This window comes from Curtobacterium sp. BNK-1 (genome assembly GCF_048685235.1).
GTDB lineage: Bacteria > Pseudomonadota > Gammaproteobacteria > Enterobacterales > Enterobacteriaceae > Pantoea > Pantoea agglomerans.
Genome location: NZ_JBLQTJ010000001.1, coordinates 3102541 through 3118805, shown reverse-complemented (window position 1 = coordinate 3118805; position 16265 = coordinate 3102541). Strand labels below are relative to the sequence as shown.

15 protein-coding genes and 1 tRNA gene are annotated in these 16265 nt (G+C 53.0%); 12 read left to right on the top strand and 4 right to left on the bottom strand.

Annotated elements, in window-relative coordinates:
- Positions 1-115: 115 nt before the first annotated feature.
- Positions 116-1987 carry a penicillin-binding protein 2 gene (gene mrdA / locus ACMGGP_RS14725; RefSeq protein ID WP_010248949.1) on the top strand — a complete coding sequence of 624 codons (1872 nt, stop codon included), beginning with the start codon at positions 116-118 and terminating at the stop codon, positions 1985-1987.
- A 26-nt stretch (positions 1988-2013) separates the two neighbouring features.
- Here the strand turns inward: mrdA and ACMGGP_RS14720 are convergent, their stop codons facing one another.
- On the bottom strand, positions 2014-3333 hold the full coding sequence (locus ACMGGP_RS14720; RefSeq protein ID WP_033769877.1) for a methyl-accepting chemotaxis protein: 1320 nt from the start codon (positions 3331-3333) through the stop codon (positions 2014-2016).
- Between the two features lie 223 nt (positions 3334-3556).
- On the opposite strand from ACMGGP_RS14720, the gene ACMGGP_RS14715 reads away from it, so the two are divergent.
- From ACMGGP_RS14715 to ACMGGP_RS14695, 5 genes are all read left to right on the top strand, one after another.
- A tRNA-Phe gene (locus ACMGGP_RS14715) sits at positions 3557-3632 on the top strand.
- A gap of 457 nt (positions 3633-4089) precedes the next feature.
- Positions 4090-5055 (top strand): sensor domain-containing diguanylate cyclase, encoded by a 966-nt coding sequence (locus ACMGGP_RS14710; RefSeq protein ID WP_010671090.1) that lies wholly within the window; start codon positions 4090-4092, stop codon positions 5053-5055.
- Positions 5056-5797: 742 nt separating this feature from the next.
- Positions 5798-5962, top strand: coding sequence for a con-10 family general stress protein (locus tag ACMGGP_RS14705; protein WP_004571242.1), 165 nt, complete (start codon positions 5798-5800; stop codon positions 5960-5962).
- Positions 5963-6464: 502 nt separating this feature from the next.
- Positions 6465-6947: a YciE/YciF ferroxidase family protein gene (locus ACMGGP_RS14700; protein WP_010248940.1), complete on the top strand. Its 483-nt coding sequence runs from the start codon at positions 6465-6467 to the stop codon at positions 6945-6947.
- 10 nt (positions 6948-6957) lie between these two features.
- Entirely contained in the window at positions 6958-7464 is a 507-nt protein-coding gene (locus ACMGGP_RS14695; RefSeq protein ID WP_064689980.1) for a ferritin-like domain-containing protein, read from the top strand.
- Positions 7465-7544: 80 nt separating this feature from the next.
- On the opposite strand, the gene treF is transcribed toward ACMGGP_RS14695, so the two are convergent.
- Positions 7545-9203, bottom strand: a complete 1659-nt coding sequence (gene treF / locus ACMGGP_RS14690) for an alpha,alpha-trehalase TreF (RefSeq protein ID WP_045139632.1) — start codon at positions 9201-9203, stop codon at positions 7545-7547.
- Positions 9204-9554: 351 nt separating this feature from the next.
- Positions 9555-10412, bottom strand: a complete 858-nt coding sequence (locus tag ACMGGP_RS14685) for an SDR family oxidoreductase (RefSeq protein WP_022623861.1) — start codon at positions 10410-10412, stop codon at positions 9555-9557.
- 98 nt (positions 10413-10510) lie between these two features.
- Here ACMGGP_RS14685 and ACMGGP_RS14680 point away from each other — a divergent pair, with 98 nt between their 5' ends.
- The 5 genes from ACMGGP_RS14680 (at position 10511) to ACMGGP_RS14660 (ending at position 15353) form a co-directional block, all read left to right on the top strand.
- Entirely contained in the window at positions 10511-10891 is a 381-nt protein-coding gene (locus tag ACMGGP_RS14680) for a winged helix-turn-helix transcriptional regulator (protein WP_064689979.1), read from the top strand.
- Between the two features lie 780 nt (positions 10892-11671).
- Positions 11672-13084: a cytochrome ubiquinol oxidase subunit I gene (locus ACMGGP_RS14675; RefSeq protein ID WP_010671087.1), complete on the top strand. Its 1413-nt coding sequence runs from the start codon at positions 11672-11674 to the stop codon at positions 13082-13084.
- 1 nt (position 13085) lies between these two features.
- Positions 13086-14090 (top strand): cytochrome d ubiquinol oxidase subunit II, encoded by a 1005-nt coding sequence (cydB, locus tag ACMGGP_RS14670; protein WP_010248926.1) that lies wholly within the window; start codon positions 13086-13088, stop codon positions 14088-14090.
- Between the two features lies 1 nt (position 14091).
- Entirely contained in the window at positions 14092-14265 is a 174-nt protein-coding gene (locus tag ACMGGP_RS14665) for a DUF2474 domain-containing protein (protein WP_010671086.1), read from the top strand.
- 218 nt (positions 14266-14483) lie between these two features.
- Entirely contained in the window at positions 14484-15353 is an 870-nt protein-coding gene (locus tag ACMGGP_RS14660) for a helix-turn-helix domain-containing protein (RefSeq protein ID WP_010248922.1), read from the top strand.
- Positions 15354-15685: 332 nt separating this feature from the next.
- Here ACMGGP_RS14660 and ACMGGP_RS14655 read toward each other — a convergent pair whose 3' ends face one another.
- Positions 15686-15868, bottom strand: a complete 183-nt coding sequence (locus ACMGGP_RS14655; protein WP_258993453.1) for a hypothetical protein — start codon at positions 15866-15868, stop codon at positions 15686-15688.
- Between the two features lie 40 nt (positions 15869-15908).
- Here ACMGGP_RS14655 and ACMGGP_RS14650 point away from each other — a divergent pair, with 40 nt between their 5' ends.
- Positions 15909-16103 carry a hypothetical protein gene (locus ACMGGP_RS14650; protein WP_010671084.1) on the top strand — a complete coding sequence of 65 codons (195 nt, stop codon included), beginning with the start codon at positions 15909-15911 and terminating at the stop codon, positions 16101-16103.
- Positions 16104-16265 lie beyond the last annotated feature (162 nt).

The window sequence follows — 16265 nt, the reverse complement described above, 5'->3', positions numbered from 1 at the left end:
TCAAATGACACACTTTTGGTCAGGCTTGTGCATCTTCGCGCTGGCACGCCCGCGATCGCGCTTTATCATGGTGCGCAATAACAGATAATAATTAATCGCCTGATAATGCCCCCTGATGAACTTTCGTAACTTCCAAGCTGAAGAGAAGCTGTTTGCCCGCCGCGCTGCAATAGCCTTTGCTCTGGTCTGTCTCTGTTTCACCATTCTTGGCGTAAACCTTTTTCGCTTACAGGTGCGTGATCATGGCTATTACCAGACGCGCTCTAACCAGAACGACATCAAAATGATCCCCATCGCCCCGACGCGCGGGCTGATTTATGACCGCAACGGCATTCCGCTGGTGCGAAACGTCAGCTGGTACGCCATTACGCTGACGCCTTACAAAATCAGCGACATGGACGCCACGCTGCGGGCACTCACGCCGATCGTTAATCTGACGCCGGACGAAATCGACACCTTCCGCCATGCGCTGAAGCAGACCAGCCGTTACAAGCCGGTGGTGCTGAAAGAGGAGCTGACTGAAGAGCAGGTCGCCCGCTTTGCGGTCAATCAGTTTCACTTCACCGGCGCCAGCATTGAGACCTACCAGGATCGTGAATATCCCTATGGCGCGGATCTGGCGCATGTGATCGGCTATGTGTCGAAAATCAACGATAACGACTATAAACGGCTAAATGCGGAAGGCATCGCCGAAAACTATGCGGCTGACCATAACATTGGTAAGCAGGGGATTGAGGGTTATTACGAAGCGCTGCTGCACGGTAAGCCGGGTTATCAGGAAGTGGAAGTGGATAATCATGGCCGCATTGTGCGGGTGCTGAAAGAGGTACCGCCGGTCGCGGGTAAAAACCTGACGCTGACGCTGGATCTGCACCTGCAACAGTATGTGGAAAGCCTGCTGGCGGGGCAGCGTGCGGCGCTGCTGATTGAAGATCCGCACGACGGCTCCGTGCTGGCGATGGTCTCCAGCCCCAGCTACGATCCCAATCCGTTTGTGAAAGGCATCAGCTATCAGGCCTATAAAAAGCTGCTACAGGATAAAGACCTGCCGTTGATTAACCGCGTCACGCAGGGACTCTATCCGCCCGCCTCCACGGTGAAGCCTTACATGGCGATGTCGGCGCTGCTGACTCATGTGATTACGCCGCAGTCGCAATTCTTTGGCGCACCCACCTGGACGCTACCAGGCACGGACCGGCGCTATCGCGACTGGAAAAAAACCGGACACGGCATGCTGGATGTGACGCGGGCAATCGAAGAGTCCGCCGACACCTTCTTCTACCAGGTGGCGTTTATGATGGGCATCGATCGCATTCACACCATGCTCAGCCAGTTTGGCTATGGTAAATCGACCGGTATCGACCTGAATGAGGAGTACAGCGGTTTACTGCCGAGCCGGGAGTGGAAGCAGAAGGTGCATAAAAAGGCCTGGTATCAGGGCGATACGGTTTCAGTCGGTATCGGACAGGGTTACTGGATTGCGACACCCATTCAGATGGTGAAAGCGATGGTGGCGCTGATTAATAACGGTCGGGTCATTGCCCCCCATCTGCTGGAGAAAACCCAGCGCGGCACGCTGGTGGAGAACTATCATCCGCAGCAGCATGAAGCGCAGATTGGCGATCCTCATTCACCTTACTGGTCGCTGGTACGCCACGCGATGTTTGGCATGGCTAACGCACCCAACGGCACCGGTTATAAATATTTCCACACGGCACCCTATGGCATCGCTGCGAAAAGCGGGACGTCGCAGGTGTTCAGCCTGCGCCAGAACCAGACCTATAACGCGAAAATGATACCGGTACGGCTGCGTGACCATATCTTCTACACCGCCTTTGCGCCCTTTAATGACCCGAAAGTGGCGGTAGCGTTAATTCTGGAGAATGGTGGCAACGAAGGGATTACTGCGGCACCCGTAATGCGGGCGATTCTGGATCATATCTTTATCCCGCCGGTGCCAGAAGCGCCGGTTCAGGCAACACCTTAAAAGGGGGCGGTTGCCCCCGCAGAGCGTCAGACTTTAAGCGTTTTGGTCACCTGACCGATGGCGCGTACTACATCGGTTGCGCCTTCACGGATTTCCGCAATCACGCCGCCCGCCTCCTGGGCCAGCTGTACGCCCTGATCGGCGCGCTTCAGGTTGGATTCAATTCCTTTCAGTGCCCGGCTTGCCAGCAGATGGTTTTGCTGTATCCGATTTTCGATGTCGGTGGTGGCGCGATTGATGTTTGCTGCCAGCGTGCGGACTTCATTAGCCACTACCGCAAAGCTGCGACCATGGGTTCCGGCCCGCGCCGCTTCAATAGCGGCATTCAACGCCAGCAGGTTAGTCTGATCGGCTATCCGGCGGATGCCCTCCACAATCGCGCCGATACGCTCTGAGGATTCACTCAGTCCGGTAATATCACCGGAGATCCCCTGCAGTTCACCCGCCAGGGCGTTCATGGTCTGCACGCTGCTGGCGATAACATCGGCACCCAGCTTTGTGCTTTCATCCGTTTGCAGCGCGGTGTGATAAGCCCGCTGTGCCGCATCATGTTCCTGCTGATTCTTTTCCACCTGCGCGGTCACATCAGTGGCGAATTTCACGATTTTGTAGAGCCTGCCCTGTTCGTCAAACACCGGATTGTAGGTGGCGCGCAGCCAGATAGTCTCACCCCGTTTATTGACCCGGGGAAACTGACCTGAGACAAATTCGCCGCGGTTCAGCTGCTGCCAGAACTCGCTATATTCGCGGCTGTCGCGCAGCGCCTGCGAGCAGAAGCGACGGTGGTGAACACCTTCTACCTCCTCACGACGATAACCCATGGTTTTCAGGAAGTTGTCATTGGCTTTCAGCACTTCACCTTTGAGGTTAAAAGCGATCACCGCCATCGACCGTTCTATGGCGGTGGTGATGGCGCGCTGCTCCTGCGCATCGTTGATATGATCGGTGATGTCGGTTGCCAGTTTGACGATTTTAATCACCCGGCCATGGCGGTTCTGCACCGGTACATAGTTGGCTTCGAGCCATACCGGTCGGCCGTTTTTCGCCACGCGCAGGAACTTATCGCTGAAGCTTTCGCCCCGGTTCAGTCGCAGCCAGAAATCCTGATAGTCCCGCGACTCAAGCTGCTCTGCGGTACAAAACAGGCTGTGGTGCTGGTCTTCGATCTCCGCCAGCGCGTAGCCCATGCGCGCCAGAAACAGCGCATTCGCGCTGAGAATGGAGCCATCGGGAGAGAATTCAATCATGGCGATGGAGCCATTGAGAGAGCTCAGCGTTGCCGCTGAGTGTGAACGCTTCTGCCAGCTGTGACGGGAAGCGATACCTGATGTAATGGTGGAAAACATGGCGATCCTTATTATTAGTGTTGGTCTCGCATGCTATATCGGCAATTTCGCGTCACAATGCAGACTCTGCCTGCTTTCTGACTAAAATATATCCGGCCAACAGAGAGGTTTATGGCGGCAGGTCAGACCCACTCTTTGGGTTGATGGAAAAGCGGTCAGTCGATTTGATTTTGGTGAAAAGCGTTTGACGCTGCCGGGCCGCTTTGGTTTAATGCGCCCCGTTGCCCGAATAGCTCAGTCGGTAGAGCAGGGGATTGAAAATCCCCGTGTCCCTGGTTCGATTCCGGGTTCGGGCACCATATTTAAAGAACCCGCCTATGGCGGGTTTTTGCATTCTGGAGCGAACCCGTTATCGAAGGTTCGATTCACTCGCCACATCCCTGTGGCTCGCCCTCTGGGTCGCGCTGGCACGCGATGCAAAAATGCTCCCGGCATTTTCGGGTTCGGGCACCATCTTTAAAGAACCCGCCTCTGGCGGGTTTTTGCTTTTTTAAGGCCACCCGATTCGCCATCTCCCCGAACATTCCGAATTTCGCCTCTCCCGCGCCCATTCCACTTCTCAACCCTGTCGCAACACAAACAGATTTCATGGCGAAACCAATTTGCCGCTTCGCCTCTGTGCTGCGTTGCCAGACTGGTACCGCCTGATATCCTGTCCAGCCTGCAATTGACCGCGGCTAATCGTGTTTTATAAGCCACCCTTTACAGAATCAGCCTGACAGGCACAATACCCCTTTTTCCTCCTCTTACACGGTTATGTCAGAAGAAGCGCTGCGTCTGCAGATACAGAACCTCAAAAAGCACAATGCGCGTCTGAAGCGTATAGCGCATGACGCCCGCACAAAACTCAATGCGGCGCTGGATGGTACCGGGCTGTTCCTGTGGCAGCTGGATATTCCCAGCGGCAAACTGGTGATTTTCAACCGGCGCTGGGGGGCGATGCTGGGCTTCCAGCCGAAAGAGACCGACGCCAACTTTGAATCCTGGAAAGAGAGCCTGCATCCCGATGATGCCGCCGACGTTCTACAGGCATTCAACGACCACATCGCCGGGAAAGCGCCTTATTACGAGGCTCTGCATCGCATGATCGCCAAAAATGGCAGCATTACGTGGGTGCTGGATAGGGGCCGGGTCAGCGAATGGAATGCGCACGGAGAGCCGGTTAAAGTGATCGGCACTCACATCGATATGACCAAAGAGAAGCAATATGAAGAGCAGCTTGCCCTGCTGGCGCTGCACGATCCCCTTACGCTGCTCAACAATCGCCATGCTCTGCAGAATTATTTCGGTGAAATGAAAGCTCAGGGACCGCTCTGCGTGGTCTTTATTGACCTGGATAACTTCAAACACGTCAACGACACCCTGGGGCACCGCAGCGGAGATGAAGTCCTCATCCAGTTAAGTCAGCGGTTTACGGAACTCTCTCCGGCAGAAGTGATCATTGGCCGACTGGGCGGCGACGAGTTTGTGTTGTTAATACCCTGGGCGCTGAACCATCCGCGGGTAAAGAAACTGGCGCACGCCTGTCTTGACGCGGTAATGGCACCTTTTGATATGGCAAACGGGCATGCCCTCATTGGGGCGTCTGTCGGTGTGTCTCAGGCGCAGGACAAAGATGACTTTGATACTGCACTGCAGCGTGCTGATGAAGCGATGTACCGTATCAAGAAAAATGGCAAGCGCGGTGTCGCTTTTGATTCCACTTTTCCCGACTCCCTCTGACTCTGCTGAACAGGGCATATGTTTTGCAAGTCAATAACGCACAATCTCCCTCATGGCTTTGCTCGATCTTACTCATAATGTTGAGTTCCCCTTTTGGCAGGCATGCAAAATTTATGCGTATGCCCGCAGAAAGGACTTTTTAGTACTATTCCGAAAACCCGCTTTTTGCCACCAAATACCTGAATCTTGCCGCTTCGGTTATATTCAGATATCAGTGCTAAATCTGACCTCTCTTTTTAATAAAAATTTTCATCTAACCAGCATAATTGATCGTTTATTGATCGATTCAGGCTATTTTTAACTGGTGCTATCAATGCGTCACGCTTCGCTTATTCTTAACGTAAAAGCAGGGTTTCAGATTTCTAATTAGCGCTTCGCTTGGGGAATTTGATCGTTTGTTGATCATCTTCACTACCTGATATTGATGAAATTATCTCTTTGCCGCTTCGCTTATATTTTTTCAATTGGACTTTTTTTGAAAATGATCGATTAATAGGGCGCGGCGATTTTCGTTATAAATATTTTTCATGCTGCGGCTCTTTTATGAATAGAAAAGAGCGATGGTTGAAATCCGTTATCAATCCGGTTGAGGGTAGGACGGCCAATAAACCTGAACTGTGACGGGTTTTTTATTTCTCTGACTTGATCGGTCCGATTTTCTGTCTACATTTATGTTGCTGAATCGGCCTGATGAAGCGTTAACTGTGCAAATTCCAATTTTTAAAATTCAAAGAGGACGCATATGACTCAATATCGCGGTGGGGCCGGGAATTTTGCGGCCGACAAAGAGCGTGCTGCTGAAGCAGGGCGCAAAGGAGGCCAGAAAAGCGGCGGTAACTTCAAAAACGATCCTGAACGTGCCATTGAAGCGGGGCGCAAGGGAGGTAAGGTTAGCCGCCGGAGCTGAACGTCTTTAACACTGCTGTAACGGCAGGGTTACTCTGTTAGCCGGGCATTTTGAATCTTTTTAGTTCCTCGTGAAGATAATTACACCCTGAATTATGTCATTGCTCCATCATTGGCAATGGCTGGAGTTGTGAATTGAACCGGAAGGGTTTTCCCTTCCGGTTTTTTATTTCCTATCGATTAAAGCTGTACCGTTAAATACAACTTTGTACAGATAAGTTTCGAGTGGTACTTTTTTATGCAGTTAATCTTAAAAAATGTATACAACGATTTATCACTTTGTACAAAATCCAGCACTGCTAGCGAAGCCGCAATCTTAAAAACAATTTTTAGCTAACGCGTTGCTGTAAAAAGGAAAGTGCATTTTACATGCCACTTTTGTCTTAAATTCATACTGATGCAGCGTGCGATATTAAGAATCTCCACTAGACTTTTCAGGTGTCAACGATATGACTGGCGCTGCGTTATTACAGACGCAGCTTTTTAATCAATGAGGCTATCTTATGACAGTGAAAACGTTAAACGACCTGTTCATCCATGACTTATCCGATGTATACAGCGCTGAGAAGCAGATAACCCGTGCATTGCCTAAAATGGCGCGTGCAGCCAGTGACGAAAATCTTATCGCTGCGTTTAATCAGCATCTGGAAGAGACCCGTGCTCAGATTGAACGACTCGACGAACTGGTGGAAGTGACACCTGAAGTCAAAATCAAACGAATGAAATGTCATGCGCTGGAAGGTCTGGTTGAAGAAGCGCAGGAAATTATCGACTCGGTCGAGAAGGGCGAGATTCGCGATCATGGACTGATCGGTGCGGCGCAGAAAGTTGAGCATTATGAGATTGCCACCTACGGTACCCTGCATGCGCTGGCACTGAAGCTGGGTTACACCAAAGCCGCACAGCTGCTGGAAGAAACCCTGAATGAAGAGAAGCAAACGGATGAGAAGCTCACCTCGGTAGCCGACTCTATTACCGTCTCTTAAGGAGTAATACATGACTGCGATTGAACATTATCACGACTGGCTGCGCGATGCGCATGCGATGGAAAAACAAGCAGAAAGCATGCTGAGCAAGATGTCAGGTCGTCTTGAACACTATCCGGCGCTGGAACAGCGTCTGGCGCAACATCTTGATGAAACAAAACACCAGCTGACTCTGCTGGAACAGCTGCTTGACAGCCACGGTATCGATCACTCTGTAATGAAAGATGCGATAGGCAAAATGGCAGCCACCGGCCAGGCCGTGGGCGGCATGTTTAACTCAGATGAAGTGGTGAAGGGCGCCATCAGTGGCTATGTATTCGAGAATGCCGAGATCGCCAGCTACACCAGCCTGATCGCTGCGGCTGAGCAGGTTGGTGATGCGCAGGGCGTACGCATACTGAATGAGATCCGCGATCAGGAAGTGGCGATGGCGGAGTGGCTGCTGCAGCACCTGCCTGAAGTGACACAGCAGTTCCTGCAACGTGCGTCACAACCAGGCACTGAAGCGAAGAAGTAGCGCTGAATAGCCTGCATGAAACATGAAAAAGCCGGGATAACCCGGCTTTTTGCGTTTTAAAGGTTTACCGGCTGCGATACTCAGTCAGCCATTAAATGCCCATACATCGTCATCAGCTTACGTGTAACGCCGTTAGTCCAGCCGAATCCATCCTGTAACGGATACTCACCACCGCCACCAGGACGGGCACGCTCGCCGCTGATGTCATACTTCTCTACCAGCTTATGGTGCAACTGATAGAAGTTGTTGACCGTGTTGAGCCAGTTCACTGCCACTTCAGTCGCCAGCGTCTCTTCACCGTAATTATTCAGGCCAACAACCGCCATCCACTGCATCGGTGCCCAGCCGTTGGGTCGATCCCACTGCTCACCGCTTTCCACCATTGAGGTCAGCAGGCCGCCGTTGCTCAATAGCAGATGCCGTAGCGAGATCGATTGCAGGTGCGCCTGATGCGGCGTTGCAAGACCGACAAACAGCGGAACCACGGAGGCGACGGTAAAGGCACCGAAACGCTCCCGACGCCAGTCGTAGTCACGGAACACACCGGCGGTGCTGTCCCAGAGATAACGGGTAATCGCACGTTTGCGCGCTTCCGCTTTTTTCTGCCAGGCCAGCGCGGTCAGCTCTTCGCCTTTCGCGTGCGACAGGGTGGCGATCATCAGCTCCAGCTTGTACAGGAACGAGTTCAGATCGATAGGAATAAACTGCGTGGTACGGATGCTCGACAGCCGTTTCGGGTTACGCAGCCAGCGCGAGGAGTAATCCCAGCCCGATTCCGCTCCGGCACGCAGGTCACGATACACTTCGCTGGCCGGACGTTTCGATTCGCGGGCGGTTTCCACATCTTCGATCCACGACTCATCACGCGGCGTATCGCGGTCATCCCAGTAGCGGTTCAGCAGTGAGCCGTTTGGCATCCGCACTACGTGACGATAAGCCTGGTTCGGCATCAGTGAACCAGCACCGTCCATCCAGAACTGATACTCCTTCATCAGTTGTTCCTGATAGCGCTTAGCACCGCGCACGCCATCTTCTTCGAACAGCTCAACCATCAGGGCAAACACCGGTGGCTGCGAGCGGCTGAGATAATAGGTACGGTTGCCGTTTGGCACATGACCGTAGTTATCGATCAACCAGGCAAAGTTATCCGCCATGTGACGCAGCAGATCGTCACGGCCCGATTCTGCCAGGCCGAGCATGGTGAAGTAAGAATCCCAGTAGTAGGTTTCGCCAAAACGTCCGCCCGGCACCACATAGGGTTTGGGTAATGGCAGCAGCGATGAGTGCGGCATATGCTGCTGCGGCATTTTGGTCAGAACCGGCCACAGGTCGTCGATATGCTCATTGAGCGTTTTATCCGGGTTGGAGACATAAAAGCTTTCGTTTACGCCAGGCAGATAAAAGTGATCGGCGACAAAACGCGACAGGTCAAAATCACTGCTGCGTTTCTGTCGACGATAGCGCATCAGCACATCCAACGGATCGTACTTGGGCGAACAGTCGGGGAAGGTTTTGCTGTCCTCGAAAATCCGCGACATCTGAACATGTTCAAACAGTTCCAGATAACGATCGGCAGGGGTCAGCGCATCCGGCGCCGGCAAGCCTTCAATCAGCTCCGGCTCCGGTTCAGAATCCTGCATGCGATCCAGCTTCAGTTCATGGGGATCGTATTGATACTCAACTTCCGCCCCGGCACGAACCTCTTCAAGTGCATTTTGTTGCTGGCGATGGGTATTAATAACGGCCTCCTGAGCGGTCGTGGTTGCACAAAGGACAAATTATAGACCTCTCCTCCCCCGGAACAACAATGCAGAATATCTATGAACGTAATAAATATTGTCGATTAATCGAGGTTTTTGGATAAATTCCAGACAATTCAACCAAATATAACGCTGTTCACAAAAAACGCATTTCAGATGAATCTCTTAGCGACCTGAATAAAAAAATTTAACCTGAAGAAAACTGGCGTTTATTCACATTTTGTAAAAGAAACAGCAGCCGCAAAGAGTGCAGAAAGTGGCATACCCAACGGGAATTCGGACAGGAGAGTGAGGTGAGCGGACCCGATTGTCCGCTCATGAACGACAGAATTAACGATTTGCCAGTGCCGCGCGAATGACTGCCTGCCAGGTGGTGGTGGGGCGACCGATGAGCTGGCTTAGCTGACGGGAGTCATCGAACAAACCGCCTTTCTCTGCACCGGCATCAGAATCCGCCAGCATTTCCGCCAGACCTTCTGGCAGGCCTGCGTTTTTCAGCGCCGCCGCAAACTCACTTTGAGAGAGATTGACGTAATCAACCTTTTCACCGCTCTGTGCGGCAATCTCCGTAGCAAACTGCGCCAGCGTGTAGCTGTCATCACCTGCCAGTTCATACACTTTGCCCGCCTGATCCTCACGGGTCATCACTTCTGCCGCCGCTTCGGCATAATCCTGACGCGCTGCCGAGGCGATACGACCTTCGCCTGCTGCGCCAATAAACGCATGATGCGCCAGCGCCGGTGGGATGCTCGCTGCGTAGTTCTCGCTGTACCAGCCGTTACGCAGCAGGGCGAACGGGATGCCAGAGGCTTTCAGCAGCGCTTCTGTTGCACGGTGTTCAACGCCAAGGCCCAGCGGCGAGGTATCTGCATGCAACAGGCTGGTGTAGGCGATAAAGCCCACGCCCGCCGCCCGAGCAGCCTCAATGACGGCTTTATGCTGCGCTTCACGCTGGCCCACTTCACTACCGGAGATCAGTAGCAGCTTATCCACGCCTGCAAAAGCGGCCTCCAGCGTCTCTGGCTGACCATAATCGGCCTGACGGACAATGACGCCCAGCGCTGCGAGATCGGCCGCTTTGGCAGGCGTACGGACGGCGGCAACAATTTCTCCCGCCGGGACTTTTTTCAGTAATGCATCAATCACGAAACGGCCCAGCTGGCCGGTGGCACCTGTAACTGCAATCATGTTAATACTCCTGTGGCTGTTGGTGAAATTCAGACTAGTGTATAAACTAATTTTTAGTAAGTACTTACAGAATTGTTAGTTTGAGGTGGATAAGTTAAATGTCTGAAAAAATGAGTGAAAAATTTATCCGCGGCGAATTGCTCAACGTCAACTGCCCGTCACGTGACGTGCTGAAACGCGTGACCAGCCGCTGGAGCGTATTAATTCTGCTGGCCCTGCAGGACCAGACGCTGCGCTTCAGCGCGTTGCGCCGGACGGTCGGTGGCGTCAGCGAGCGGATGCTGGCGCAGAATCTGCGCTATCTGGAAGAAGATGGCTTCGTGCAGCGTATCGCCTACGATGTGGTGCCACCGCACGTGGAATATCGCTTAACCCCGCTTGGACGCGAAGTCGGTGAACAGGTTGTGGGGCTGGCTGACTGGCTGGAGCTGAACCTGAGCCGGATTCTGGCACGGCGCGAAAAATCTGCGGCAGAGTAAAATCACCCTGTATCAGCCGTCATAACGTGACGGCATGGGTATACTCGCTGCAAATTTCTGACCCCATTTGTCTGTTATCTCACTTCCTGAAAGCGCGATAACGTAACGGCAGCCCAAATAATCCAGTCGGTCTTTTCGCACGGTTGCTGGTTATTAAATCGTTTTATGAACCTCAGGCCCGGAATAATCGACTGCCCGCAGCGCGCTGTTAATTCATACCTCCTTTTTGACTCATTTTATTAACATCTCTGATGGCGCTTAAAAGCGCCGTTCTGCGTATTTTCTGTCAGAAGTTATAGCTGCATTAGCCAGGAAAAAGCAAAAAAGCAAACAAAGCGGCAGAGGTAACTATTTACTCTTTTAACCTGTTAAAAAATAAGGGTATTTAATTTGGAGGCTCTAAAATTTGACCTTTACTCAATCAGGGTTTATAACAAAATAGTGCCTGAAAACAGCCTGTTGAAGGCATTTTTCAGGCAAGGTTCGCTTTAGCGCTATCGATTTTTAAAGTACAAATTACCGTAACATTAACGACACATAAACACGCTCTGATTAACCTTTAGGCCTTATTTTTAAATAAATAATTCCCGTCAAAAACAATGATCAGAATCAATAAAGACTGTTATAGTTTTCATTAACCCCACTGTTTCTATTTCCTCGCCGCGAATAGTTTTAAATTTGCGGCGGGAATTTCAATAAGCGCAGAGAACCAGGCGCATCAGGCTTAAGTTGTTAATTATAAGTAAATACATGGTGTTCTATGTGGCAAAGAGGTAAGCAATGTTCGGATTAGATGCCTTTCATCTGGCCAGGATTCAGTTCGCATTTACTGTTTCCTTCCATATTATCTTTCCCGCCATCACCATCGGTCTCGCCAGTTTTCTGGCCGTGCTCGAAGGTATGTGGCTCAAAACCCGCGATCACACCTATCGCGATCTCTACCATTTCTGGTCGAAAATCTTTGCCGTTAACTTCGGCATGGGTGTGGTATCAGGACTGGTCATGGCTTATCAGTTCGGGACGAACTGGAGCGGCTTCTCGGAGTTTGCTGGCAGTATCACCGGTCCGCTGCTGACCTATGAAGTACTGACGGCGTTCTTCCTGGAAGCGGGCTTCCTGGGCGTGATGCTGTTTGGCTGGAATCGCGTGGGTCCCGGGCTGCACTTCTTTGCCACCTGTATGGTCGCCCTCGGTACGCTGATTTCCACCTTCTGGATCCTGGCCTCTAACAGCTGGATGCATACGCCTCAGGGCTACATCATTCAGAATGGCATCGTGGTTCCGCAGGACTGGTTCAAAATCGTCTTTAACCCCTCATTCCCTTATCGCCTGTTCCATATGTCTGTAGCGGCGTTCCTGGCGAGTGCTTTCTTTGTGGGATCGTCGGCGGCCTGGCATCTGCTGAAGGGGAATAACAATCCCGCTATCCGCAAGATGTTCTCAATGGCGTTGTGGATGGCGCTGATTGTCGCGCCGATTCAGGCGATGATTGGTGATGCTCATGGTCTGAATACGCTGGAACACCAGCCTGCCAAAATCGCGGCGATTGAAGGGCACTGGGAAAACCCACCGGGGGAAGCCACACCGCTGATCCTGTTCGGGATCCCCGACATGGAGCAGGAACGTACCAAATATGCGCTGGAGGTGCCTTATCTTGGCAGCCTGATTCTGACGCATAGCCTGGACAAGCAGGTCCCGGCGCTGAAGTCCTTCCCGAAAGAGGACCGGCCTAATTCAACGGTCATCTTCTGGTCCTTCCGCGTGATGGTGGCGCTGGGCCTGCTGATGATTACGCTGGGCGTGGTCAGCCTGTGGCTGCGTTTCAAAGGGCGTCTCTATGAGTCGCGTCCTTTCCTGTGGTTTGCGCTGTTGATGGGGCCATCGGGTCTGATTGCGATTCTGGCAGGCTGGTTTACCACTGAAATCGGTCGTCAGCCGTGGGTGGTTTATGGCGTGCAGCGCACGATTGATGCGGTCTCGGCACATGGGGATATGCACATGAGCATCAGCCTGCTGGCCTTTATTCTGGTCTACAGCTCGGTGTTCGGCGTGGGGTATCACTACATGATGCGTCTGATTAAGCAGGGACCGGTTACCGGCGAAGGCCATATCACCGAAGAGGGTGGTCCTGGTCAGAAGAAAACCCCGGCGCGTCCGCTTTCCGCTGCCACCTTTAAGGATGGAGACCACTAAGATGATCGATTATTCCGTTATCTGGTTTGCGATTATCGTTTTCGCAACCCTGATGTATATCGTGATGGATGGCTTCGACCTGGGTATTGGTCTGCTGTTCCCGTTCAATAAAGATGCTGGCGAGCGCGACATGATGGTTAACACCGTCGCGCCGGTCTGGGACGGAAATGAAACCTGGCTGGTTCTGGGTGGTGCTGGCCTGTTCGGCGCGTTCCCGCTGGCCTATGCGGTAATTGCCGATGCGCTGTCGATTCCGCTGACCGCTATGCTGATTGGCCTGATTTTCCGTGGTGTCGCCTTTGAGTTCCGCTTCAAGGCCGTAGAAGGCCATCGGGCGTTCTGGGACAAGTCATTTATTGCCGGTTCAGTCATCGCCACCTTCAGTCAGGGTGTGGCCGTGGGTGCGTTGCTGGATGGTATTCCGGTTGAGGGACGCCGTTTTGCCGGTTCCGCAATGGACTGGCTGGCACCGTTCCCGCTGTTCTGCGGCGTGGGTCTGGTTGTTGCCTACGCGTTGCTGGGCTGCACCTGGCTTATCATGAAGACCGAGAACGAGCTGCACCGTAAAATGTCTGCGCTGGCTACGCCGCTGGTGATTGCGCTGTTAGTGATTATCGGCATCATCAGCCTGTGGACACCGTTTGCGCATGCGGATATCGCGCATCGCTGGTTCAGCAAACCCAACCTGTTCCTGTTCCTGCCGGTTCCGGTATTGGTGCTGCTCTGTTCCTGGGGCATTGTGCGCGCCATTAAGCGCGAGGCGCACTATTCACCGTTCCTGCTGACGCTGGCGCTGATCTTCCTGGGCTTCTCCGGGCTGGGCATCAGTATCTGGCCAAACATTATTCCGCCATCAGTGACCATCTGGGCTGCCGCCTCACCGCCGCAGAGCCAGGCCTTTATGCTGGTGGGTAGCCTGCTGATTATCCCGATGATCCTGGGCTACACCTTCTGGAGCTACTACGTGTTCCGTGGAAAAATCAAAGCAGACGCAGGATATCATTGATATGAAAAGCCTCAGCAGCATGAAAGACCACAATCACAATGAAGAAACGAAAGCGCCATGGTGGAAGCGTGTGATGTGGCTGGTGTTTATCTATGCCGCCAGCGTACTTGCGCTAGGCGTTGTCGCCTCGCTGTTCCGCATGATGATGACAGCGGCCGGAATGCGCAGTCATTAGTTGTCGCAGGCTCCGTCTTAAAGCTATCCGGCGCAGTTTTTATCAATAATCAGAAGGCTGACGACAGTCAGCCTTTTTTAGTTAGTAACCTAAGCAATTAATGCGGAAACGCCCTGAACGGGCGCGCAATGCTTACCCTTTCCTTACACCGATTTGCGATTTTTGTTATCCTTTTGTAACTGAAATCCCAGTCCTAACCCGCGTCGTAAATCGCCATCATGCTCAGTCAGGCCATTAAAAAACAGCACATCAACGATCTGGTCGAGTGGATTGAAGCCAATCTCACCGACGATCTTAATATCGATCAGATTACCCTCAAGTCAGGTTATTCCAAATGGCACATGCAGCGCATGTTTAAGGAGATGACCGGACAGACCCTGGCGGCTTATACCCGTAAACGGCGTCTGACGATGGCCGCTATGGCGCTGCGTCTGACCCGCATGACGCTGATCGATATCGCCGTACGTTTTGGTTTTGATAACCAGCAAAATTTTACCCGGGTATTCAAAGGTCACTTTTCGCTGACGCCTGGCGCGTTTCGCCGTATTCCCCATTTGCCGGTTAAAAACTTCCATGGCCGCATTCTGGTGCGATCGCTGGCAGAGCGTGCAACGCTGGTGGAGCGTGAGGAAGAGCTGCATCTGTGCGGAGAAACGCTGGAGTGGGAGTGTAAGTTTGGCGATTACATTGCCGATCGCGATCACCGGGTGGCTGAACAGGCGCGGCAACTGGTGGCGCTGGCGGGCGGCCGCGTGTCGCAGGGCTGGTTAGGCTTTCAGTATGGCCCCGGCCATAGCTCTGCTGATCAGCAAAATATCAGCCTGTTTCAGGCGCTGGAGCCGCAACATGCCGGGCTGCTGGGTGACAACACCGCCAGCTGGAGCGAGGTTCGTGGACTCTATGCGTCGATCCGCTGGAGCGGCAGCCCGGAGCAGCTGACACGCTTTATCGAGGATATTTACTATCAGCATCTGCCAGCACTGGGTGTGTCACGTCGTCCCGGTAAAGATCTGTTGCGTCTCGATTTTGCGCACTGTAAGCCCGACTGGCTGAGCGGCGTTTTTTCTATTCCGGTGATGCAGGCGTAGCCAGCAGGGCATAATGCCAGTCAGTTAAGCGACAGGTGATAACGCAGTCTGGTGCCGGGCAGGGGCTGGCGGTCCTCGCGCCGCTATGCGGTTCCTTCACGTCATTCCTCTGCCTGACGGACCGCCGGGGATGGCACATCCTGTGCCGCCCCGCCTTTCGCCCGCGTCCTGCGGGCTCTCCTGGCAGACTCATTCTGTTCAGCGCTGCGGATTGCCTGCTCCTGCCCGGCACCAGCCTGCTCTGGCCCGCACTGCGGCTCGCTCGCCCGGAAAAAAAGGCTGCCACGTTTGACCGTGATAGCTTTTATAAATCTAATCTTAACTGATCAGCATTACGCCAGCAGGGCAGGGCGAGTGACTCCCGACCCTGTTAATGCATAATTCGTGCGGTAAACCGTGACAAACCGCACGATTTTATAAAATAACTCGCCGTTCTGGCGTAAAATCCTCTCCCGAAACCCTGCCATGCCTGAATCATCGTGCATCTGTGCCAGGGCTGGAATATTTACCTGCATTTCAGGCCTTTTCTGGTCAAAAAAACAAACGAAGACAACTATGCGACGCTTAATGATTTCACTGATCCTGGCATTGCCTGTCATGGCGATGGCACAACAGGCTGAACCTTTTTCACCTCCTGCCGGACTGCATCCGCACTCTCAGGCCACCCAGCATGAAATTCTGGGTGATGGTGAGCTGCCGGAACACACCAGCAGCAATCCTTCCCTCTCAGGATTCAACGACACACTGTAAGTGGTCACGCGCTGCCAGAATGTGCGGCGCAACATCATGCCCGGCTCGTCAGGAGCCGGACAGTTTCCGCCTTCTCTGCCTGCCCCCGTAAACACGCCGCACCTGCTGCTTACCTCTCTCTGAATGCTCTTATCAGGGCCGCTCTTCGTCTGCACTACGCAC